Origin of the sequence: Aquimarina spinulae, assembly GCF_943373825.1 — a bacterium.
Taxonomy (GTDB): Bacteria; Bacteroidota; Bacteroidia; order Flavobacteriales; family Flavobacteriaceae; genus Aquimarina; species Aquimarina spinulae.
In genome coordinates this window covers 3383755-3407458 of sequence record NZ_CALSBP010000002.1, presented here as the reverse complement: position 1 = coordinate 3407458, position 23704 = coordinate 3383755, and the positions used below count along the sequence as shown (strand labels likewise).

Annotated in this window: 14 protein-coding genes; 8 read left to right on the top strand and 6 right to left on the bottom strand. The window is 32.3% G+C overall.

Annotated features, from left to right (window positions below):
- Positions 1 to 6: 6 nt before the first annotated feature.
- The 3 genes from NNH57_RS20100 to NNH57_RS20090 form a co-directional block, all read right to left on the bottom strand.
- Complete coding sequence (locus tag NNH57_RS20100) at positions 7 to 633, bottom strand: hypothetical protein (protein WP_074409522.1); 627 nt, start codon at positions 631 to 633, stop codon at positions 7 to 9.
- Between the two features lie 68 nt (positions 634 to 701).
- Positions 702 to 1055 carry a hypothetical protein gene (locus tag NNH57_RS20095; protein ID WP_074409521.1) on the bottom strand — a complete coding sequence of 118 codons (354 nt, stop codon included), beginning with the start codon at positions 1053 to 1055 and terminating at the stop codon, positions 702 to 704.
- Positions 1048 to 2022 carry a polyprenyl synthetase family protein gene (locus tag NNH57_RS20090; RefSeq protein WP_108807963.1) on the bottom strand — a complete coding sequence of 325 codons (975 nt, stop codon included), beginning with the start codon at positions 2020 to 2022 and terminating at the stop codon, positions 1048 to 1050. Before NNH57_RS20090 ends, NNH57_RS20095 begins: the two co-directional genes overlap by 8 nt.
- A 183-nt stretch (positions 2023 to 2205) precedes the next feature.
- Between NNH57_RS20090 and NNH57_RS20085 the strand changes: the two genes are divergently transcribed.
- From NNH57_RS20085 to NNH57_RS20070, 4 genes are read left to right on the top strand one after another with little or no spacing between them, the layout of a single operon-like run.
- Entirely contained in the window at positions 2206 to 2805 is a 600-nt protein-coding gene (locus tag NNH57_RS20085; protein ID WP_074409571.1) for a TetR/AcrR family transcriptional regulator, read from the top strand.
- Positions 2806 to 2810: 5 nt separating this feature from the next.
- Complete coding sequence (locus tag NNH57_RS20080) at positions 2811 to 4172, top strand: TolC family protein (protein ID WP_074409519.1); 1362 nt, start codon at positions 2811 to 2813, stop codon at positions 4170 to 4172.
- A 7-nt stretch (positions 4173 to 4179) separates the two neighbouring features.
- The gene (locus tag NNH57_RS20075) at positions 4180 to 5346 is read left to right on the top strand and encodes an efflux RND transporter periplasmic adaptor subunit (RefSeq protein WP_074409518.1); all 1167 of its coding nucleotides are present in this window, start codon (positions 4180 to 4182) and stop codon (positions 5344 to 5346) included.
- A gap of 7 nt (positions 5347 to 5353) precedes the next feature.
- Positions 5354 to 8854: an efflux RND transporter permease subunit gene (locus NNH57_RS20070; protein WP_108807964.1), complete on the top strand. Its 3501-nt coding sequence runs from the start codon at positions 5354 to 5356 to the stop codon at positions 8852 to 8854.
- 87 nt (positions 8855 to 8941) lie between these two features.
- On the opposite strand, the gene NNH57_RS20065 is transcribed toward NNH57_RS20070, so the two are convergent.
- From NNH57_RS20065 to NNH57_RS20055, 3 genes are all read right to left on the bottom strand, one after another.
- Positions 8942 to 10099: a hypothetical protein gene (locus tag NNH57_RS20065; RefSeq protein WP_074409516.1), complete on the bottom strand. Its 1158-nt coding sequence runs from the start codon at positions 10097 to 10099 to the stop codon at positions 8942 to 8944.
- 130 nt (positions 10100 to 10229) lie between these two features.
- Positions 10230 to 12167, bottom strand: coding sequence for a tetratricopeptide repeat-containing sensor histidine kinase (locus tag NNH57_RS20060; protein WP_108807965.1), 1938 nt, complete (start codon positions 12165 to 12167; stop codon positions 10230 to 10232).
- A gap of 2 nt (positions 12168 to 12169) precedes the next feature.
- The gene (locus NNH57_RS20055; protein WP_108807966.1) at positions 12170 to 12898 is read right to left on the bottom strand and encodes a LytR/AlgR family response regulator transcription factor; all 729 of its coding nucleotides are present in this window, start codon (positions 12896 to 12898) and stop codon (positions 12170 to 12172) included.
- 843 nt (positions 12899 to 13741) lie between these two features.
- Here NNH57_RS20055 and NNH57_RS20050 point away from each other — a divergent pair.
- The 4 genes from NNH57_RS20050 (at position 13742) to NNH57_RS20035 (ending at position 23620) form a co-directional block, all read left to right on the top strand.
- The gene (locus NNH57_RS20050) at positions 13742 to 16228 is read left to right on the top strand and encodes a TonB-dependent receptor (RefSeq protein ID WP_108807967.1); all 2487 of its coding nucleotides are present in this window, start codon (positions 13742 to 13744) and stop codon (positions 16226 to 16228) included.
- 28 nt (positions 16229 to 16256) lie between these two features.
- Positions 16257 to 22547 (top strand): hypothetical protein, encoded by a 6291-nt coding sequence (locus NNH57_RS20045; RefSeq protein WP_108807968.1) that lies wholly within the window; start codon positions 16257 to 16259, stop codon positions 22545 to 22547.
- A 9-nt stretch (positions 22548 to 22556) separates the two neighbouring features.
- Entirely contained in the window at positions 22557 to 23048 is a 492-nt protein-coding gene (locus NNH57_RS20040; RefSeq protein WP_074409511.1) for a hypothetical protein, read from the top strand.
- Between the two features lie 179 nt (positions 23049 to 23227).
- Positions 23228 to 23620: a hypothetical protein gene (locus NNH57_RS20035; RefSeq protein ID WP_074409510.1), complete on the top strand. Its 393-nt coding sequence runs from the start codon at positions 23228 to 23230 to the stop codon at positions 23618 to 23620.
- The last annotated feature ends 84 nt before the right edge of the window (positions 23621 to 23704 follow it).

Below are 23704 nucleotides of genomic sequence, written 5' to 3'. Positions count from 1 at the left end.
ATTGCCTTACCACAAATAAAAAATACAATTATGTGGTTTTCCTCCATATTTCACGAGTTTTTTTTCAGCTTTGCGAAGTGTCCTATATTTATATCGTAGATCTTCAACATCTGTAGTACAATCTGCTTTTTTAAAACTAAGCGTATTAAAAAAATCCTGATCCCACTCTGATTGTTTTTTCATATCCTTCCTTTCATGGCACATTACAATACGATTTTGCTGTAAAAATGTTCGATTCTCGGTAACATCTAACACTTTCTCCATTGAAAAAGACGTTTCTCTTTCGCTCTTGGTATAACGAGTATTAGATCGAATAATCTCGGTAAATGTTGTAAATAACTGTAGTGTATCATTTTCGATATAGTAATATTCTAAACTATTATCCCAGTTTTGCTTATAGATATGCTTTATCAATTTTAATTGATCATTTTTATAATAATAGTAAATGTTCCCCGAGAAATATTCTGAACAGTGATATCTTTTGGATAATTGTTTAATCAAAGTATCTCTTTCTTTTTTACCAACTTCTCTCAAAAACTCTTCATAAGAAATGTTTATCTTATCTTGAGAAATATCCTGACCATAATTAATGGTTAATACAAAAAATAAGAAAATACTACTATAGAACTTCATACGTTTAAAATTTCTAGTTATTCTACATCCTATTTTACATCTAAGATAAATTTTTGATCAATAGAATCTCATCCTTTGTTTCTATACCAAACCTTTTGCCACTCTCGCTTTAGAATCAAATACGCAGCATATTCTGCTATATCAACACTATCTTCAGAATCCAGGCTTCTTATCTTAGTTTCAGAGACATCTACAGCATACAACAAATTAAGATACTCATTAAAAGCATTCTGCAATTTTTCAACAAGCAAGTACGCCACTTCAGAAAACAGATCCTGAGGTGTTTTACTTTTGATATCATAATCAATCCCTGCACGATTCAGATCTTTTTGTAATTGCGCCAGAAACTGAGGATACAAATCAGAATTAGACACCTCATCTATTAATTGCTTTGCGGTAATAAGATTATATCTGTTAGACACTTCGATTCATTAATTTTTCTCCAAATGATTTCAATATCGCTTTTTTATCTTCTGTAATAGAGAGGGTTTCTAAAACCGAAAATGCTTTATTGGTATATTTTTCAATTTCTAATCGTGTTTTATCTTTTGCTCCGGTAGTCTCAAAAAGATGTTTTATAATATCTATTTTTTGAGATGGGTTATTAGGAGTAAGAGAAAATAATTCTTTTAATTGCATGCGCTCCTCTTCACTTGCAAATTCCAAAGCTTTTAGATACAAAATAGTTTTTTTATTCTCAATAATATCCCCTCCTACTTGTTTACCAAAAGTCTTAGGATCCCCAAAAGCATCCAAATAATCATCCTGAAGTTGAAATGCTAATCCTAATAATCTTCCAAAATCATAAATTGAGGACCTACAATCTTCTGGAGCATTAGCAACGGTAGCTCCCATTCTCATCGCTGCGCCAACTAAAACCGCCGTCTTATATTCTATCATTTGGATATATTCGGGAATAGTTACATCATCTCTGGTTTCAAAATCAATATCATATTGTTGTCCTTCACATACTTCTATTGCTGTCTTGGTAAATAGTTTAGCCAGCTCTCTAAAAGTATTTCCTTCATAATTTTCAAACAATTGATAAGCATTAATTAACATTGCATCTCCAGAAAGAATTCCTGTATTTATATCCCATTTTTCATGAACAGTTTCTTTTCCTCTCCTAAGAGGGGCATCATCCATTATATCATCATGTATTAGTGAAAAATTATGAAAAACCTCTATAGCCAATGCTGCATCTAAAGCTTTTTTGTAATCTCCTCCAAAAATTTCGGAAGCCATTAATACCAAAATCGGCCGCAATCGTTTACCACCAAGATTAAGAATATAAGATATTGGTTCATAAAGATTCTTGGGTTCTTTAGTTATCGTTTTTTTAGATAGATATTCTAAAAAATACCTCTGATAATCAGAAATTGTGTGCACAGTATTTTTTTATGCTAAAGTAATTGAAACTTTTTAAAAAACTAATGCTAATCATAATCTCGTATTTAAAACATTGTATTGATCAAAATCTGGGCATAATGTTAAAGATTTGTGAAACTCAGGAAACTTTTATTGTTTTTAAAGTTTCCAGATGTACATTTGGCAAAAAAAAGAACCCTTTTAATGAAAGACAAAATAATAGAAAAAGCTAATGATATGTTTTTGAACCTGGGTTTTAAGAGTGTCACAATGGATGATCTTGCTACAGAGATGGGAATTTCTAAAAAGACAATTTACACACATTTTCAAAATAAAACAGCACTGGTAAAGGCAACTACAGATCATCTTTTTTGTACTATTTCTAATGGAATAGACACTATTGTAGATCAAAAAAATGGGCCTATCGAAGAATTGTATGCAATTAAAGCTTTTGTGATGCATCATCTGAAAAATGAAAAGACCGCACCACAATATCAACTTCAAAAATACTATCCGAAGATATACAAAACTCTTAAAGCAAAACAATTTGAGGTTATGCAAGAGTGTGTTATTGAAAACCTGGATAGAGGAATAAAAAAGGAGGTTTTTAGAAAAAATATAGACATCCAATTTATTTCAAGAATATATTTTAATGGAATGATCGGAATAAAGGATCAGGAAATGTTTCCGATGCAAAAATTTCCTATAACTCAGCTTATGGCAGATTATCTGGAATATCATGTTAGGGGCATTGCAACAGAAAAAGGATTAAAAATTTTAAACAATCTACTAATAAAAGAGTAATATCTATGAGAAACAACCTTTGGTTAATCTGTCTGGGTTGGTTATTTACAACCACAATATTAGCCCAACAGCCACCAGCAAATTCTTCATATTCCTTTACACTAGATGAAGCGATAGAATTCGCATTAGAAAACAGTTATCAATCTATTAATGCAAGACGTGATGTAGCAAAAGCACTTAAAAGAAAATGGGAAACCACAGCAGATGGTCTTCCTCAAATTAGCGCATTGGTCGATTATCAAAATCAATTAAAACAACCTGTTTCGCTATTACCAGGAGAAGTTACCGGCGGAGAGCCTGGGACTTTTGTTCCTGTTGTTTTTGGAACAAAACAACAAGCATCGGCAACAGCAACTCTAAGTCAGCTTATTTTTGATGGTTCTTATTTAGTTGGTTTACAAGCCGCAAAGAGTTTTTTACAATATAACAATGATGTTGAAGAAAAAACCCAACTCGAAGTCCGTAAAGGTGTCATTAACGCATATGGAAGTGTACTTGTGGCTCAGGAAAGCGTAAAGATTCTTAAAAATAATGTCGCTACTCTAGAGAAAAATTATCTGGAAACAAAGAAGATTTTTGAGAATGGTCTGGCCGAAGAAGAAGATGTAGAACAACTACAAATTACTTTATTACAGATTAAGAATCAGTTTAATAACGCAGAACGGTTAGAAAAAATCGCTATGCAAATGTTTAATTTAACTCTTGGAGTTCCTGTTGATTCGAATATTGTGTTTTCCGATAATTTAGATGGTCTTGCTTTAAAAAACATGGATCAATCTGTTACTGCCAAACCATTTAACATAGAAAATAATATAGATTACAGATTAGCACACCTTCTTACCGAACAAACGCGGTTAGAGTTAAAACTAGAAAAAAGTAGGGCACTCCCTTCTTTGTCTGCTTTTGTTAATTATGGTACACAAGCCAATAGTAATTCTTTTACTTTTTTGGATAGTGATCAACGCTGGTTTCAATCTTCTATTTTGGGAGCGAGCCTGAAGATTCCGATTTTCAGTTCTTTAAAAAGAAGTGCCAGAACACAACAGGCCAGAATAGCTGACGAACAATCGAGAACCGATTTTTTGAGAATTCAACGGGAAATACAACTTAAGTATGATACTGCAATAAGTGATTATAAATTTTCGATAGAAAGTTATGATACTTCAAAGCAAAATCTCACACTAGCAGAGCGAATAGAGAAAAAAAATCAGATTAAATACACAGAAGGCCTTGCCTCTAGTTTTGAATTAAGACAAGCGCAATTACAGCTATACTCTTCTCAGAATGAAGTATTGAATGCTATGCTTAATATTATCAACAAAAAGGCTGAACTAGAAACGATTTTAAATACACCAAATAATAATTAACCATATTATGAAAAAGATACTTACCATATTATCTATATCACTTCTTATCATTTCATGTGGACAAAATAATACAAAGTCTATTGATAAAATTATAGAAGACGGTAATCTACAAGCATTACGTGCAAAAAGAACCGAGATAGTAGCCGAGCAACAAGCTGTTGCTGATCAATTAAAACAATTAGACGAGGCAATCGCTTCTTTAGATTCTGTAAAAAAACTTCCTTTGGTAACTACGATTATGGCCAAAGATACTTTGTTTAATCATTTTCTGGAGTTACAAGGAAATGTTGAAACCAAAAAGAATATAGTTCTGTATCCCGAAATGGGCGGTATCTTAACCCGAGTTTATGTTAAAGAAGGACAAAAAGTATCTAAAGGACAATTATTAGCCAGAATTGATGATGGTGGATTAAGCCAACAATTGTCTCAGGTAGAAGTACAGGCACAATTAGCAAAAACAACATTTGATCGTCAAAAAAGACTATGGGATCAAAAAATTGGTTCAGAAATTCAATACCTGGAAGCTAAAACAAATTTTGAAGCTCAACAAAATGTGGTAAACCAGATCAAACGCCAATTAGCAAAAACAACTGTAAACGCACCATTTTCTGGTATTATTGATGATGTTATTACAGAACAGGGAAGTGTTGTCTCTCCCGGACAGTCTGCATTAATACGCATTGTTAATTTAAATGATATGTATATCGAAACAGAAGTCCCGGAGCGTTATATCCCAAATATCACTAAAGGAAAAGATGTAGAAGTATATTTCCCAATTCTTGGAAAGACAATTAACACAAAGATTCGCCAAGTAGGAAATTATATCAATCCAAACAATCGTTCTTTTATGGTAGAAGTTGGTATTCCTTCGAATGGAGGAACCATAAAACCAAATCTTACTGCCAAAGTAAAAATTAATGATTACACTAATGAAAAAGCGATACTAATCCCACAAAGTATCATTTCTGAAAATGCAGAAGGAGATCAATATACTTATGTTACTCTGGATAAGAATTCTGAAAATATTGCGGAAGCCAAAAGAGTAATTATTAAAACAGGGAAAACACAAGGAGACCTCATAGAGATTACCAAAGGTCTTAATAGTGGTGATGCTATAATTAGTGAAGGTGCAAGAAGTGTAAAAGATGGTCAGAAAGTTAAAATTTTAAACTAACACTCCTATGGAAGAAGTTAATAAGAAAAAGGTAGATAAGGAATTTAAATTATCATCTTGGGCTATAGATAACCCTACTACCATCTATGTAATGATTGGGATATTTCTGATTTTAGGGCTTTCGGCATATTTTTCTATGCCACGAGAAAATTTTCCTGAGATCAATGAAACCAAAATATACATTAGTGTTCCTTATCCAGGAAATACCGCAGAAGATATAGAACGCCTAATCGTTGATCCACTAGAGGATAAATTAAAAAATGTAAGTAATGTAGTAGAGGTTGTTTCAACTTCTCAAGAAGATTATGCCATTATAACCGTAGAGTTTGATGAAGAACTTTCTGTACCGGCAGCTAAGCAAAAGGTAAAAGATGAAGTCGATTCTGAAAAAGCAAATGAAGACTGGCCTACTTTTAATGGTGCTAAGGTAGAACCTAATGTTTTTGATTTAAGTATTTCTGAAGAAACTCCGATTATGGCCATCAACATCACTGGAGATTACCCAGTTGATCAATTAAAAAAATTCGGAGAATACCTTGAAGATAAAATTGAAGATCTATCCGAAATCAAAAAAGTAGACATCAGAGGTGCTCAGGAAAAAGAAGTAGAAGTTGCTGTGGATATCTATAAAATGATGGCTGCCAAAGTAAGTTTTGATGATATCATTAATGCAATCCGTAATGGAAATATTACTATGTCTGCCGGAAATATGATTACTAATGGACAAAGACGTACTATTAGAATATTAGGTGAAATCAATAATCCTTTACAATTAGATGATTTTGTTGTTAAATCTCAGGATGGTGCAGTGTATTTGCGTGATATTGCCAAAGTAACTTTTAGAGATGAAGACAAAACTACTTATGCCAGAGATTTTGGGAACAATGTAGTCATGCTCGAAGTTAAAAAACGCTCTGGTAAAAACATGGTCGAAGCTGCCGAAAAAATAAGGAAAATCATAGTAGATGCCGAAGAAAATGTATTCCCTAAGGATTTAAATATAAATATTGCTAACGATGAATCTTCGAAAACTATTAACCAGGTAAATGATCTGGTCAACAATATTATTTTCGGGATCATATTGGTGGTTGGAGTATTGATGTTCTTCTTAGGATTTAGAAACGCATTATTTGTTGGGTTTGCTATTCCTATGTCTATGTTTATGTCCTTTATGATTCTATCTGCTTTGGGATATACTATGAATACTATGATCCTATTTGCATTAATCATGGGATTAGGAATGTTGGTAGATAATGGTATTGTAGTAGTAGAAAATGTATACCGTTTGATGGAAGAAGAAGGCATGTCGAGAATACAAGCCGCAAAAAAAGGTATTGGTGAAATTGCATTTCCAATAATCATCTCGACTTTGACTACAGTAGCAGCATTCGTTCCTTTAGGAATGTGGCCTGGTGTAATGGGACAGTTTATGATATATTTCCCTATTACTTTATCGGTAGTACTTGGATCCTCTCTATTTGTAGCGATATTTATTAACTCTATGTTGGTTTCCCAATTTATGGAAATTGGAGAAAAAGAACTCTCTGTAAAACAATTGATACGCTTAAGTGCTATTTTAGGAGGTATTGGTATTTTTATACTCATCTTTGGAGGAGCTGTAAGAGGCTTAGGAAGCCTTATGATCTTTACTGCAATCATGTTCTGGGTATACAAATATGTGCTTAAAAAAGGGGCAAATTTCTTTCAAAAAAGAATTCTGGCCTGGTTAGAAAATAAATATCAAAAATTTCTAGCCTTTGCTTTAAAAGGATGGCGTGTCTATGGATTTACCTTTGGAACATTTTTACTCCTATTTATTGTATTTGCAATGTTTGGAGCTTCTGTTGGGAATCAACGTACTAAAATTGAATTCTTTCCTGATAACAAACCCAACCAAATTATCGTTTATATTGAATATCCGCAGGGTACTGATATCAAAAAAACCAATGAAATTACTATTGATATCGAAAAGAGGGTATATGCTGTCTTAAACAGTAAGGAATATATAGAAGGAAAAGATCATAATTTCTTGGTAGAAACTGCGGTTTCTCAAGTAGGAGAAGGTGCATTTAATCCACAAACCGATGGAGGAAGCAGTGCAGAAATGCCACATCGTGCTAAAATCATAGCGGTGATGAGGGAATACAAATTCAGAAAAGGAAAAGATTCTGAAGTACTTCGCCAAAAAGTACAGGATGCCTTAAAAGGAATTTATCCTGGGGTTGCTATTTCTGTAGAAAAAGATGCAGTAGGTCCTCCTGCAGGATACCCTATTAATATTGAAATCGAGGGGCCCGATTATGACGAACTGATCAATATTGCAGAACAAATGCGTAACTTTATTAATGAAAAAAACATCCCTGGTATTGAGGAATTAAAAATTGATGTTAATAAAGGGAAACCTGCTATGCAAGTGGTTGTAGATCGTGAAAAAGCAGGTGAATTAGGTGTGGCTGCCGGCCAGGTTGGTAATCAATTACGTCGTTCAATCTTTGGAGAAAAAGCCGGAGTTTATAAAAAAGAAGGAGAAGATTATGATATCTATGTGCGATTTAATGAAGTTAATCGATATAATACAAGCGCGCTGTTTAACCAAAATATTACATTTAGAGATCAAGCTACAGGAAAACTAAAAGAGATACCTGTTTCTACAGTAGCTTCGCAAAAAAATACTTCCTCTTTTAGTGCTATTAAGCATAAAAAAGCCAAAAGAGTAGTTACAGTATACTCCGGTCTTCAACCTGGTTATACAGATGCCGGAGCAATTGTATCCCAGATCAAAACCGAAATGGCTAGTTTTTCGAAACCTCCAAAAGATGTTGAAATTGATTACACAGGTCAGATAGAAGAACAAGACAAACAAATGAAATTTTTAATGGGTGCTTTCTTTTCTGGGCTTGGACTTATTATGTTAATTCTTATTTTTCAGTTTAGCTCAATCTCGAAACCTACTATAATCATGATTGCCATTTTCCTAAGTTTTATAGGTGTTTTTGGAGGAATATTAATTACCGGAGCTTCATTTGTAATCATGATGACAATGATGGGGATTATTTCATTAGCCGGAATTGTGGTAAATAATGGAGTAGTTCTACTAGACTATACTCAACTTTTGATAGATCGTAAAAAAGTAGAACTTAATGTTCCTGAAAAAGATCTGTTACCCAATGAAGAAGTAATGAAAGTAATCATTAAAGGAGGTAGGGCTCGTTTACGACCAGTATTATTAACTGCAATTACTACAGTATTAGGATTAATACCTCTGGCAATAGGGTTAAACATAGATTTTTTCTCTTTATTTTCTGAGTTTAATCCAAAAATATATATGGGTGGTGATAATGTAATTTTCTGGGGGCCACTAGCCTGGACCGTTATCTATGGACTAATCATAGCCACATTCCTGACCTTAATTATTGTTCCGGTGCTATTCTTTATTGTACACCGTATTAAAATTAGGTTTAGTAAAAAGAAAGTTGCAGTAATACCAGCAGTAACTACAACAGCATAACATTTTATAAAATAAGCACAAAAAAAGTCACGGTATAAGCCGTGACTTTTTTTGTTTAGTTCTTATACTCCTAAAAAATTATTCTAATTATTTAACGATTTTTGAAGTAATGCTTAGTTTTACGGATTCTAATACATCATCAATTCCTTTATTATATTTTATGCTGGGGTAAAATACTGCTGTCGTTTTATACGTCCCCTGTGGGTAATCTCTAGAATTTACTGTTACTGATACATCTCTGCTTTCACCTGGTATTAACCCTCCTGAAGGTAAAGTTCTACGAGCTGTAATCACTCTGGTAGGAGTTATGGGCTCTTGATTTTCATAGGTAGTAGCTTTTTCATATTCGAGTATATGATTTCCTTGATTAATCCATTTTGTAACTGTAAATGTTTCTGAATTTCCTTCTGTTGCATCTGGGGTTGTAATAGATACTGTTTCTATTTCAAGAGGGTTTATTACATCAACAATTACTGTAGTAGTTCTAAGTTTATCATTATTCTTGTCCTTAACTGCTAATATAAAATTCTTAGGATATTTAAAATCAATACTTGCGTTTCCATCAGGATATTCTGCATCCATGTCTACAGGCGCTACAGAAGAATCCTGGGTATAAAAAAGCTTTGTTCCATCATAGGTAATAGTAGGTATTAGCTTTGTAAAATCTGTCCCCAGAGGTACAAAAAGATATATCTTATCTCTTCCTGTATCTTCAATAGTTCTTGAAATCGTGATATCATTTGGCAAACCTGGGTTTTTACTTTTTTCAAAAGTGAAGTTTGTTATTTTTAGAGTTTCTGGTACTGGCTCTACTTCTTTTACAATACTAACATTATAATGAAGTAACTCTTCTTTGTCGCCAATGGCAGCTCTAATTGTATATACATTTATCTTTTGATCTTCATAAGATAATCCGATCTCATTACCAGGAGAAATACTAAACTTACTCAGGTTGAGCTCTGCCGATGTTATAGATGCACTTATATTATCTAAAGAAGTTGTACTAGATACAGTAATTTTAATATCTCCGTATTTCACTTCTTTATTTTCTACAATCTCTGGATCAACAATATTTATTTCTTTGTATTGTATTCCAAATAATGGAAAGTCCTTAAGTTTTCCTTCTTCTATCGTAATCCCAGGTGTTAGAATTGTAGAATCATCATCGCTAGAATTACAGCTAATCATAAAAAATACAGAGAAAATAACACTTCCAATATTTGATAATTTTATAATATGTCTCATTGCTTGTTTTTTAAATTTATCAAGCAAATCTATATTCCCTTTATATGGTTTCTAAATTAATATGGTACATCACACTCTTTATTTGGTGAATGTATTAAAATACAGGGTAAAGCTGATTCGTTTTTCTAGATTACGTGGTAATATTAAATGTAATGGTATAGTAAGCTCCTGGATTAGAAATAATATGTATTGATCCGTTAATTTGTTGAGTTAACCCTTGTATGAGTTGCATCCCAAGAGATCGACTATTTTCTATCTTAAAATCTTCTGGAAAACCAACTCCTGTATCTTTTACCGTAAGGATATATTGGTCTTTATTTCTAGAAGCTTCTATACTAATTTGCCCTCCTTGATTATCTCGAAAAGCGTGCTTAATACTATTTGCAATAATCTCATTAACAATTAAACCACAAGGAACCAGATAATCCATATCTAAATTAATATCTTCTATCGTTCTATTTATTGTTATGTTTCGTTCAGAAAGCTGATAGCTGGTCTTGAAATGAGTTAGCAAACCATCTAAATACGTCTGTAAATTAATCAAGGATAAATCACTAGACTTGTACAGTTTTTCATGAATAATTGCCATCGCCTGTATTTTGTTCTGAATCTCTTGTAAAATCTCTGCAGCACTTTTATGCTCACTAAATTTATCCTGTAGATTTAGTAAACTAGACACAATTTGCAAGTTATTTTTCACTCGATGGTGCACTTCTTTTAATAGTATTTCTCGATCTTTAAGGGCTTGAGATATCTTACTGTTTTTTTCTGCGAGAATTCTATTGGTTTTTTGCTTGTCTTTGTATGCATACAATAGTGTTACCAATACTAGTATTAGTGCTACTAATCCTGTTATCAATACAATTTGCGTAGTTCTCTGACTTTCATTTTCTAAAACCTTTATCTTATTTTCTTTGGTTAGTATTTCGACTTCTTTTTCTTTGTTTTCTAAATCAAACTTTGCTTGTATCTCTCGAAGCTGTTTATGTTTTTCCTCTGAAAATAATGAATCTTTAACTGTATTGTATTTTAATAGATATTCATAACTTTTTTTATATTCTTTTTTCTTGTTAGAATACTTATGAAGTGCCTGGTATACTCTTGATAGTTGCGGTAAAGCTTTTGTTTCTGTAGCTGTCAACAACGCTTTATCATAATAAAATGTTGCTGTTTTAATATTTTCGAGTTTATCATAGATATCTCCCAATGTTAAATATGATAATGTAATATCTTCTGAAGACCCTCTTTCTAATACAATCTGTAATGCTTTTTTAGTATATCCTATAGCTTTATTAAACCTTTTTTCTTCTACATTTATTTGAGATAGATTATTATATCCCGATATAATAACTTCAGTATAATTTGTTTTTTCAGCAATGCTAATAGATTCTTCTAACATCTTTTTGGCCTTTTTAGACTCTTTTTGACGTATATACATTTCACCAATAGCACCCAAAATATGAGCTCTAAATTCTTCGTTTCCAATTTTTTTAGATAATGTTAATGCCCTATTGTAGTATATTAATCCATTCTCATCATCTTTCAGCCTACAAGAATATAAAGAACCTATGTTACCTGTTATTCCAACAATAAAATTCTCTTCCTCCAGAGCTTCATAGATTTTAAGTGCTTTTAAATAATTATCCAGAGCCTGGTTATAATTCCCCATTTTGACATAGGTTACTCCAATATTTTGATAACTCTTTGCAACTCCCAATTCATATTGTAATCTTTTTGCAACCTTTAGCATTTTTTTATTATAAAACAATGCCTTTTCATGTTCTGATTTAGCATTATAGAAATTTCCCATTCTTAAATAAAAAAAACCTGTATCCTTAGTATATTCATCCTTCACTAATTCTAATCCTTGCCTTCCATAATCAAGGGCTTTTTCTATATCTATCTTGCTATATGTATTAACTAATTGTTTATAGATTTCTATTTTTTCCTGTTTAGATGCTGTCACCAGTTTTTGTTCCAAACTATCAGTTTGTGCATTTACCGAAGCATAAAAAAATAAAAAAAAGAGATAACTATATCTCTCTAAAAAACATACTATTTCCTTCATATTTATAGAATATCTAATCGTTCTAATAATTGACTTTTATATGCCTTGCTTACCGGAATATTTTTATCTCCAATAAAAACAAATCTATTTTCTATTTTATCAATTTTATCTAATGCTACCATATATGACCTATGAATTCTCAAAAATTTATCCTGTGGTACTTTTTCATAGAATTCTTTCAAAAACATATTTACCACAACTCTTTTATTTCTGGTAATAATTTGAGTATAATTATCCATAGCCTCTACCCATAAAATTTCGTCTATTTTAACACGTATAAGCTGAGATTTATCCTTAACAAATAGAGTATCTGATACTTTATTATTAGGAAGCATACCTCCAGAACTTTTATTCTCAAATTGTTTTTGCAAGGCTATTTGTAGCGTAAAAGACAACTCTTTTATATTAAAGGGTTTTAATAAAAACCCAAAAGGTTTGGATTGTAAAGCTTCTTTAAATGTAGTATCATCTCCATTAGCAGTAAGAAAAACAATTGGAATTTTATATTTCGCATAAATATCTTCTGCTGCTTCGATACCATTTTTATCTCCCGAAATATTAATATCCATGATAACAATATCTGGCATAGTTTCTTCGCTATATTTTATTGCTTCTTTATAAGTACTTGCAATACCCACTATAACATAATCTAATTTCTCTAAGCTAATTTTAATATCTAATGCAATTGAAAACTCATCTTCGACGATTAGTACTTTTTTGTTCTTTATCATAAAAATAACTCTCTTTGCTGTAGGCTACAAAGCTATTTAAATACCAACCTGTCAGTATTAAAAAAGTATTAATATTTTATAAGATTGGCAGAACAGATTACAGACAATAAAAACGCACTTGTTTTAAATATACTATTCATCGTTTTTGTTGTTTTAGATATACAAACTTATTTGACACATCGATAGCAACAAAATCAATATGGTAAATGGTATCGTTTTCGTGGTGAATGGATCTAAAAAAAGGTAGGAAAACTTCTATTATCACGAAACAGCATCTATAACTTTAAAAATTAAACAAAAACGGCTTCTATACTGTTGTATAAAAGCCGTCTGGGGAAATATAATTTTGTTTCTCACTTGCTGACTATCCTTAATATAAGTGAGTTTGTATTATGCAACGAAATTAGGGATTCTTCTCCCATAATTAGTTTCACTTTTTCACAGTAATTATGTCACTTTTTGACAGTAATTCTATTATAGCAAGTTCCTAAAAGTCCTGACCTTATTTTACTTAAGAATAGATTATAATCAACAACGAAGCTTCATCCTTATTATTTGCTTTGTATTCTAACATTAATCGTCATAAATTCATTACAAAATCTACACAGTATATAATTTAATTCACCCAATAATTCTAGTGACTAAAATATGTTTTCTTTCAAAAAAAAACTTCAGTCCCGAAAAATGAAACTAAACTACCGTATTTTTGCATAAAAACACCATAGACATAAATTATATCATAATCCTTTGTCTACCAAATTTTAAAATATTGATTACTAAAATCTTATATTGTCTAACTGTTAAAATTATCTTAATTTCGCTGTCCCAAATTGCTATTACATCTTGAAACTAAAACTACTAATCATTTTTCTCGGCTGTACATTAATTACCACAAGTCAAAATCTTGAACAAATTGGTAAAGCTCCATTAGTGAAAGTTAATGGTGGTGTTTCTGCAAACTCTGTATACTATGATGGATCAGCAAATAGAGATCCATTTACATACTTTATTAATGGTAATCTCAATTTCAATATTAGCGGTATTTACAATATTCCTTTATCATTTTCGTATACCAATCAGGATTTTGGATACAGTACTCCTTTCAAAATAAATCGTTTAAGTATTCATCCCTCTTATAAATGGGTTGCAACTCATATTGGTGATGTCGCTATGACTTTTTCTCCATATACTGTGAGTGGTCATCAATTTACAGGTTTTGGTACGGATTTAACACCTAACAAACCTTATAAAATTAGTGCTTTCTATGGTCGATTATTAAAAGCCACAGAATATAATGAAGAAGTACCTGACGCTATTCCTGCATATAAGCGAATGGGATATGGATTAAAAACATCCTATGATTTTAACAAATTTTCTGTTGGGTTCATTTTTTTTAAGGCTAAAGACGAAGCCTCTTCGCTAGACATTATAATCCCAGAGGAGCTACATATTGACCCCAAAGAAAATTTAGTCGTTAGTTTAGAATCTTCTGTAGAAATTGTAAAAGGATTGCGTTTCAATATAGAAATCGCCCAAAGTGCTGTAACAGAAAATATAGAAGATAAGGAAATCAACAAGGGCTCTAATGCACTTGGTTTTTTAATAAACGAAAAAGCTTCTACTGACTATTATACTGCTTTAAACACTGATTTTACTTATTCCTTTGGTAAAGGAAGTGTAGGTATGGGTTACGAACGTATTGATCCTCAATACCGAACATTTGGGGCCTATTTCTTTAATAATGATCTCGAAAATATTACATTAAATGCTGCACAAGAATTATTTAATGGTAGGGTTTCTTTGGCCCTCAATGCAGGTTTACAACGTGATGATTTAAAAAATGAAAAAGAAGCACAATCGAATAGAATCGTTTCTGCTATTAATGCATCTATACAAGCTTCAGATCGATTGAATATTGGTGCTTCGTATTCCAATTTTCAGTCATATACCAATATAAGAACAGCTTTTGACGAGATTAATCAGGTAAATCAATTTGAAAATTTAGATACTTTGGATTTTAAACAGGTTTCCCAAAATGCTGCACTAAATCTTGGTTATCTAGTATCTCAAAGCCCGCAAAAACAACAGAACCTTGGCCTTAATCTTACTTTTCAAACTACAAAAGATGAACAAGGTACTGCCGATGCTACTAACAATGAAACTAATTTTTATAATGCAGGAGCAAACTATACGATTACATACCCAGAACGTACATTAACTATTAATGCAGCAATTAATGCAGCATACAATGTCGTTGAATTGGCAGATGCATTAACCTATGGTCCTACTCTATCTGCAAGCAAACAATTTTTTGAAAAGAAATTACGAACTGGTATATCAGCATCGTATAATGAAAGTCTTGTCGATGGCAATTCACAAGGTAATGTGATGAATTTTAGAGCAAATGCAGGATACATATATAAAGAGAAACATAATATTAATCTTAATGCCTTAACGCTTTTTAGAAATACAACCAACACTAGCGCCCATGATTTTACGGTTACATTAGGATATAGTTATTCTTTTGATGTTAAGAAACCAGACCTTAGGTTTGCAAAAAGAACTTCTAAAGGTACTGATGACGAAAAAAATCAAGAAAAAGCTACAGATACTCTACAGAAATTAGAAAATAAACTTCAGGAAGAAAAAGCAAGCAAACAGAATTACTATCGTTTTAGATATCGTACCGAAATTTATGAAGGTAATGCTTCTACTGTCTCCAATAAAATAGAAGCTATTTCTCAACAAAAATACTTTAAAGAAAAGGAAGCTTTTTCTAAAGATAAAATTCAAAATCAATTATCAACACTTAAAGAAAAAGCAAAAACCGATACGGATTTCAAAAATTCGGCTTTAAATTATCTGGATAGTATATATCTACGTAAAGATTTTATCCCCACATATCAAGAAAGGCTTCAGTATGTTTTAGTTCATCTTCAAAAAGAGCTTTTAGCTAAATACCAAGAAATGAAAGTAAAGTATGCTACAGCAAAAAGTGATATGGAATCGCATCCTTTACATACATTAAATGATGCTGAAAAGGAACAAGCAGATGAACAAGATCAATTTGATTATATGAAACTTAAAACCATTTATAGAGTAGATGGAAACCGTCTGGAATCTTATCTTAATCTTAGGTTTGAAATAGGTAAGATACTAAAAGATAATGCAGTAGTCAAAAACGATAAAAAACTGAACCAGTTTAAGGCCATGACAAAAGAAGGAGCGTTCAGTGCGTACTTGAAAGACAAAGATTTAGAAAAAATTAACATATATTTAGAGGAGCAAATTATCAGATATTATGATAAGCTATATCAAAGCTCAGAGTAATCATTTCTGGTAACCCCCAAAGTGACGTATGAAAAAACTACCACTAATATTTCTATTAATACTGCAGTTTGCTTTTGTATCAGCACAAAACTTTCCTGTACGTATTACTGCTCAGGCTATTCCGCCATATCCAACAAACCTATCTGGATATACTAATGCTACACTGGCCAATAGCCCATTAAGAGTTCAAATTGTATTTACAGATATTACCGCCACAAGTAGAGAGGTCCGATTAGGTATTTCTATAGAAGGTGATGACCTTAATGCCACAAGTACATCTGTAGTAGTTGGAGCACCTACTCTAATTCTGGATCCGGGTATTCCTTTACAACTATCCATTGCTGAATTAGCCCCATATTTTGAGCAGCAAAATCTACGAGGTATATCACCTGTACAATACAATGGTACATTACCAGATGGGAGGTATCAATTTTGTTTTGAAGTCTTTGATGCCTTTAATGGAAACCGATTATCTGCAAAAAGTTGCGCCAATATATTTTTGGTCAATAATTATCCGCCTTTTCTTAATAAACCTGATAACAAATCTAAAATAACAGAACATAACCCCACCAATGTTATTTTTCAATGGACACCAAGACATATTAATGTTCCCAATGTATCTTACGAATTTAGTATTGTAGAAGTGTGGGATCGGTATATTGATCCACAAGCCGTGTTTTTATCTTCTCCACCTCTATACCAGGAAATCACTACAGCGACTTCTTTACTATATGGCCCAATTCATCCCTTATTGTTACCAGGTAAACGATACGCATGGAGAATACGGGCAATTGCTGCCAATAACGGCGAAGAAGTTTCTGTATTTACCAATAATGGTAATAGCGAGATCTTTTGGTTTGACTATCTAAGTCCCTGTACTGTTCCTACAAATATAGAGGTTCAGGATGTAAGTAGAACCAATGCAACTATAAGCTGGATTGGGCATCCTGATCATTTGGATTTTACCGTTATGTATCGGGAATCGGGAAGCAATAAATGGTATAAAAAAACAACACCTCGAGAGTATGTTACTGTAGATGAGTTTAAACCAGATACCGTTTATGAATATAAAATACTAGGAAACTGTACAACTGATAATTTTGCAGAATCTAATACCAAAACCTTTAGAACGCTAAGTGATGAATTAGCAGAATATACCGCTTGCGGTATAGAAGCAGATCCTGTAGATCTTTCTAATCAGGAGTTGCTTACCGAGCTTTTAGAAAATGCCGTGTTTACCGCCGGTGATTTCCCAGTGTATGTAAAAAAAGTTTCAGGTTCTGGTAGTTTTACCGGTGAAGGATATATTAGTACCCCTTGGTTAGCTACAGTACGTATCCCGGTAAGATTTGAAAACATCAAAATCAATACTGATATGAAATTAGTAGATGGTTTTGTTATTACCACTTACGATCCAAACTGGGGTAGTATTATTGATGCCGATGAAATTATTGAGGTTGTAACTGGTGACAATGATGATCTGGATGTATTTCATGTAGATTTTGAAATCGAAAATATAATAGTAAATGATGATGACACCTTTACAATTATTGGAACCGACGGGCAAGAAGTTATTAGAGAAGGAGGAGAAAACGTAACCTTTATAGACAGCAACGAAAATAGCTGGACAGTGAGTAGTAATGGGGATGTTACCGAAACTCCTGGTGCAGAAGGAGGAGAGCCTACTGCTGATAACACTGCAGGAATGAGCAGTAACGGAGTTTCTAATATAACTGCCACAGGAGTTAATATTATTTTTGAAAAAGGAAGCGGATATTATTCTTTTGATCTCTTACCCAATGGAGCCACAGATAAATTAAAACGAAAATACGAAGAACTACCTATAGCAAACGGTGGAACATACCCCGTGCCATATAAAGCGATATTTGATTTAAGTTCTCATCAATCTGATGTTATAACAGCAAAAGCCTCATTCTCTGACAGCAAGATTACCAAAGATGATATTGTCTTTAAAACCGCACAAGGAGGTAAAATAGATGCTAGCTGGAATAGCAATGGAACTATAGCTACACTTTCTCTTAAGAAAAAGTTTGATTTTACGAAAGAAGAAATTCTGGCAACAGTAAAACCTAAAGATTCGGGAGGACAATACACTATTGCAGGAACATTTAGTTTAATGCACTTAGCCAGCCAGGAAGTAACCAATATTAATATAAAACTTATCTCGGTAAATGGAGCCAGTACTACTGGCATTGCAAATCGAATTAATGAAATCTATAACCCGGCAGGAGTTCGTTTTAACGTGAGCTCTGCAACACCAATATCTATAGCAGATACTACTATAGATGTTGGAGACAGTGAATTATTAACCTACTATACCGAAGCAGAAAAAGCTTGGATCAGTACATTTAAAGCTACAGGTACTTACCAAAAAGACACATATTACTTGTTTGTAACAGATATACCTCCTTCCGATAGTAGTACCGATGGCTTTATGCCTCTAAAAAGCCAATTCGGGTTTGTATTTGCACAAAATGACAAAGGTAGAGTCGCTGCGCACGAGTTAGGACACGGTGTATTTGGATTAGAACACCCTTTTACCGAATATGATACTCAATCCGGCAGCACAGATCTGTTAATGGATTACGGTACCGGTACCGAGTTAAACCATATGGATTGGGAAAAAATGTATGCTCCCGGGATTCAGATCTACTGGTTTCAAGGAGATGAGGATGGGGAGTTGGGTGGAGAAATATGGTTCACTCCTAAATGGAAACCTATTAGCATTAAAAAAAGTTCAATAATTATATCTTCTTCTCAGTCTGCAAAAGTTAAAGGAACATTACCTGGTTTCAAAAGTGATGGCAGAAGATATAAAGCGTTATTTGATACTTCAGGAAGTTTCTCAGGATACTATGAAGATGGAAAAGCAACTGGAAAAAAATATGAAATAACTCCTATTAATGAAAAAGGTATAAAAGACAAAGTTTACTTATTTGTTAGAGGAGAAGAAAGTTGTAATAAAGCATACGAAGCTTCTTATACTTATGCTATTCAAAACAAAGAGTCAATAGTTTACAATAATACTAACACTAATATTAAAGATTCTGGAAGAATAAGATGTGCTCAGTGTCCTAACGGAAAACAATTTATAGAAGATTATATTAGTAGAGCATCCAGTCAATCTGAAAAAGAAGCAATTCAATACATAGCTAATCTAATTTGTTCTGAAGGAGATGACAAAATCGACTATGACCTTCTAGTTTCGCAGATCTATAAGAATAACGCTGACTATACTAATAAACTATTTTGGTTATCACAAAAAGCAACGTATCATAGAGCACTAGAGTTTTATTGGAACCCGAAGAATACTAGTGCATTTGAAAATTATTTAAAAGGAATACAATTAGTTTCTAAAGAAATATCCAAACATCATGAAAAACTTGGTAATAAAAATATTAGTAAAGAAGAACTATATGCTGGTTTATTCTATTTAAACGAAGGGTTTCTTAAAACCCTAACCCTACAAGAAAAGAAAGATTTACTTAAACTGGTTTTTGACAATAACGCTTGGTGGATAAGTGAAAGTACATTTTTTGGAACAGATAAAAGCGACAGGTCCTTGATTCGAAAGCTTTTAGGAAGTATTTCTAATGAAAATCTACCAGAATTTGTTAAAGAGATTGGCACTGATTCTAGAGACAGAGATAGATTACTATACATCGGTTATGAATTAACTATAGAACAGTTTGGTCTTTTTACAGTTGACGAAAGACTAGAAATGTTAAAAATTATTCTTAATGGACCCGTTTTAGACAATTGGTCAGCAACACATAGCACCGAAGATCTAGTATTTGATATTCTTAATTCTGTAGAATCTAAAGCTGCAGAACAATTTTTAAAAGGTCTTGTAGAAGAACAATACAGAGTTAATGGTGATTTATTATACAAACAATTAGTAGATAAACTTAATGATAGTTTTATCGGAGACGATACAAACAGATTAAACCTGATTGTTAAACTTAAAGATCTTGTTTTTGCTGCTAAAAATATAGATATAAACAGCTCTACAACCATCACAAATGGTGACGAATATCAATCATTATTAAATCGAGCACAATGCAAGGCTAATTATTATTGGAATGTTAAAAACGAACGTTTCTTATGGCTTTTTAATGTAGTTAATGATCAATCAAAACTAGAATTCCGTTTTACACAAGAACAGAGAAAAATCAACCTACGACAAGATTGTAAGGAAACATCAACTCAATATTATGGAAGTCATTATTCAGAGCAAATTTGCATCAAATGGGATACTAACGAAGAGTTCGATCCGTTTGAACTTGTCGCTATAGAAATTATAGAAGATATCACATTTACGAAACAATCTGGTGCTTGCAACAATAGTGGTGCTCTTATTTGTGGTAAAGTTGCATTGGTTCCCGCTATGTTTCTAGACTATTTAGACAGAACTAAAAATAACACAAGAATTCAAAATGGTATATTTAATACACTAACCGTTGCTTCTTTCTATTTTTCTGGAGGATCCATTATTGCTGCAAGAGGGGCTTTTAGTGCAGCAACATTTACTGCTTACGCAGATTTATTTGTCACTATAGTTAATCCTTATTTTTCTGACGACAAATTATTTATTGCGCATGCTACAAGTGTCATAACAAATACCTTTGACACTGATGAGAAAAATGCCGAAAAATTGGCCAAAATGTTGCAAACAACATGGACTATTAGCTCTATTCCTTTAACTATTAACACAGCATCATCAATCCCTAGCCCAAACAAACACATAGAAGCTATTGCTACATACAAAGCATTAGTGAAAAAAATAGGAAAAACAAAAGCTAAAAAATTAATAGCCGAAGATCCAAAATTAGCAGAAAAAGTAATCAAAGGGTTTGAAGAGGCAGAAAAAGATATTAGAAAATCATCTCAAGCAAGTAGCAATCTTGATAATGCTACTGATGAAATTGTAAAACGAATAGATGAAACAATAAAAATAACTGGTAATTTCTCAACACTACTAAAAAATAAATTGTTAAGCATATTACCTGATGGTTCTCATCTTAAAAAATCTATAAGTCAACTAAATCCAGATATTGATTTTGATCGATCCATACTTAATAAACTAGATCAACTTGACACAAAGGACGCTACAAAAATTATCAACGATTTTGATAAAATTGCTACCGAAATCTTAGATCCTAAAAAACTAGATGATCTATTAGAATCCTGGAATATTTTAAGATTCCGTTCTTCTCAAATTGCCAAAATCCCAGAAAATTCTAAAATTTTAGCAAAAGTTGCAAATCGATTTACCTATCAAGGAGAAGATGCCTTTAATGGGCTTCGTAAATTATTTAATGAAGGAAGTCAGGTACAAAGTAAACAAAAATTGATCAATGGCCTTAAAGAAGTAGATCAGATATTTGATAACACTGCTAACATCCCTGTAAAATTTAGCGCTATCAAAAAAGGAGGAGTGACTGTTAAAGAAGGTGTTAAAGTAGTCGATAAATCTGGTCGTGGTGACGAAGTAGCACGATATGTCGACGGAATCCTACAGAAGAAAAAAACTCTGGATGAAGGAGAAGTCGTTGGTAACTATGATGGAGATGATATCCTGAAAAATGGGGATGAAGTTGGATTTAGAAGCAATAACGCTGGAGGTGTTTTTAAACAAGTGACCAAAGCCATTGCAAAACAAGAACTTCCAACTGATTTTGTAAATGCATTAAAGAAAATGGATTTTACAGAAGATGAAATATTGGAGTATTTTGCGAAATATCACAATGATCATGATCTTAGATTTTTTAATGAGATAGGAGATTTAATGAAACAGTACCCCAAACTTAACAAAACTGATGTCAATTTACTTTGGGGGTACACTACTAATTTATTCTATAGAAGGATGAATGGTTGGCTTAGATGGGGAGAAAATGTTTCTAAAACAACTGAAATCAAAAACCTGTTTAATAATACGTTATCTAAATTATCAACATTTAAAGGAACAAATGTATATAGAGGAATAGAAATTGATTCTAAAGGCTTATCGGATTTTTTGATTTCATATAAAAAAGGGTCCAAGCCAGTTTGGAATGATTTTACTTCAGCAGGTAGTAGTAAGACTGCTTCATTTGCAGATAGACCAGAAATCAATGTTTTATTTGATATAAAACATTTAGATGCTAAAGATATATCGGATTTTGCGGATGGAATTAAATTTAGAGGAAACCCTCGATCTGAAGTTTTAATCAAATCAGGAAGTCAATTTGAAGTTACTAAGCCTCCATACTTAAATGAAGATAAAAAATGGGTTATTGAGTTAATTCAAATACAATAACTAGTTATTATGATTGATAAAAACATAAAAATTGAAGACTTTAAAGAATTATTAAATCAGCTAAAGCATATAAATCTTAACAACGAAGAAAATTATATTAATTCACTCAATGATTTATTATCATCTGTAATACAATTTGACTCTAGAAAGGATTTATTTAGGGTAGTAGTTGAAGAACTAGAATTAATAAGAAAAAAAGGATTAGAAGAATACTTAAAGAAAAGACCTGATTTGAATAAGCAATCTTATATTAATAAAGTGTTTATTGATAGAGTAATTTATTGGTCTGGTCGATTACATCAACAAATGCGTTGGCAGGGAGAGAGTGGTTTAGACCCTTATTCTATTTATACTCCAGAGTGGTATCAATCTACAAAGAAATTTGAGCCTGATTTTGATAAGATTATGGATGAAGTATTTTCTAAATATTGGGGTACTGGTGCAGATTGGAGTAAAGAAGAGTATTTAAAAAGGATAGGCAAGCTTACTCCACCATCTTAATTTTCCCCGCTCCGCAAAGTCTCCTGACTTCGCGGAACAAACAAAAACAAAAAGTCAAAATAGAAATAAAAAAGACGAATAAGTGACTAACAAAAAAACATAAAGTAAAACACCGCGCTCAAAGTCGGGAGACTTTGCGCAGCAACCAAAATTAAAAAAGAACAATAATAGACATTTACATGGATTGGCTAAATAATATAAAATTTGCAATTACAAGCTTCACATTTGTGATAGTCGAAGACTATGTAAAAGTATCTGATGCTATCGTTCCTGGCATTTTTGGAATCCTTTTTTTAATAGCTAGTTTTTATACTTTTCGAAAGTATATTTCGTATAAAAAAAATAACACAAGTAATGAAGGAGAGATTGCTAATCCAATTAAAAATAGAGTATCAGGAATCATCATACTAGGACTAATGGGGATTGCTCTAGTAATTTTATCTATTTATTTAATAATCTATCGACCAGCAACAAAACCTCGTAATAAGGTTGATCAAGTAAAAGAAATTTTTAAGCCCTCCACTAGTGCAAGCGTCCCGCTCGTGAAGGTAAGAGTAAGAAAGAAAAGATAGCAAGAGTAAAAGAAGTAGATTGAAAAATAATAAAAACCCGTAACAAACCATATAAATACAACATAAATATAAAAAAATGTCAGG

Excerpts from the sequence above, each read along its gene's own strand:
- NNH57_RS20100 (WP_074409522.1), bottom strand. The coding sequence starts at position 633 with ATGAAGTTCTATAGTAGTATTTTCTTATTTTTTGTATTAACCATTAAT.
- NNH57_RS20085 (WP_074409571.1), top strand. The coding sequence starts at position 2,206 with ATGAAAGACAAAATAATAGAAAAAGCTAATGATATGTTTTTGAACCTG.
- NNH57_RS20080 (WP_074409519.1), top strand. The coding sequence starts at position 2,811 with ATGAGAAACAACCTTTGGTTAATCTGTCTGGGTTGGTTATTTACAACC.
- NNH57_RS20075 (WP_074409518.1), top strand. The coding sequence starts at position 4,180 with ATGAAAAAGATACTTACCATATTATCTATATCACTTCTTATCATTTCA.
- NNH57_RS20070 (WP_108807964.1), top strand. The coding sequence starts at position 5,354 with ATGGAAGAAGTTAATAAGAAAAAGGTAGATAAGGAATTTAAATTATCA.
- NNH57_RS20065 (WP_074409516.1), bottom strand. The coding sequence starts at position 10,099 with ATGAGACATATTATAAAATTATCAAATATTGGAAGTGTTATTTTCTCT.
- NNH57_RS20060 (WP_108807965.1), bottom strand. The coding sequence starts at position 12,167 with ATGAAGGAAATAGTATGTTTTTTAGAGAGATATAGTTATCTCTTTTTT.
- NNH57_RS20055 (WP_108807966.1), bottom strand. The coding sequence starts at position 12,898 with ATGATAAAGAACAAAAAAGTACTAATCGTCGAAGATGAGTTTTCAATT.
- NNH57_RS20045 (WP_108807968.1), top strand. The coding sequence starts at position 16,257 with ATGAAAAAACTACCACTAATATTTCTATTAATACTGCAGTTTGCTTTT.
- NNH57_RS20040 (WP_074409511.1), top strand. The coding sequence starts at position 22,557 with ATGATTGATAAAAACATAAAAATTGAAGACTTTAAAGAATTATTAAAT.
- NNH57_RS20035 (WP_074409510.1), top strand. The coding sequence starts at position 23,228 with ATGGATTGGCTAAATAATATAAAATTTGCAATTACAAGCTTCACATTT.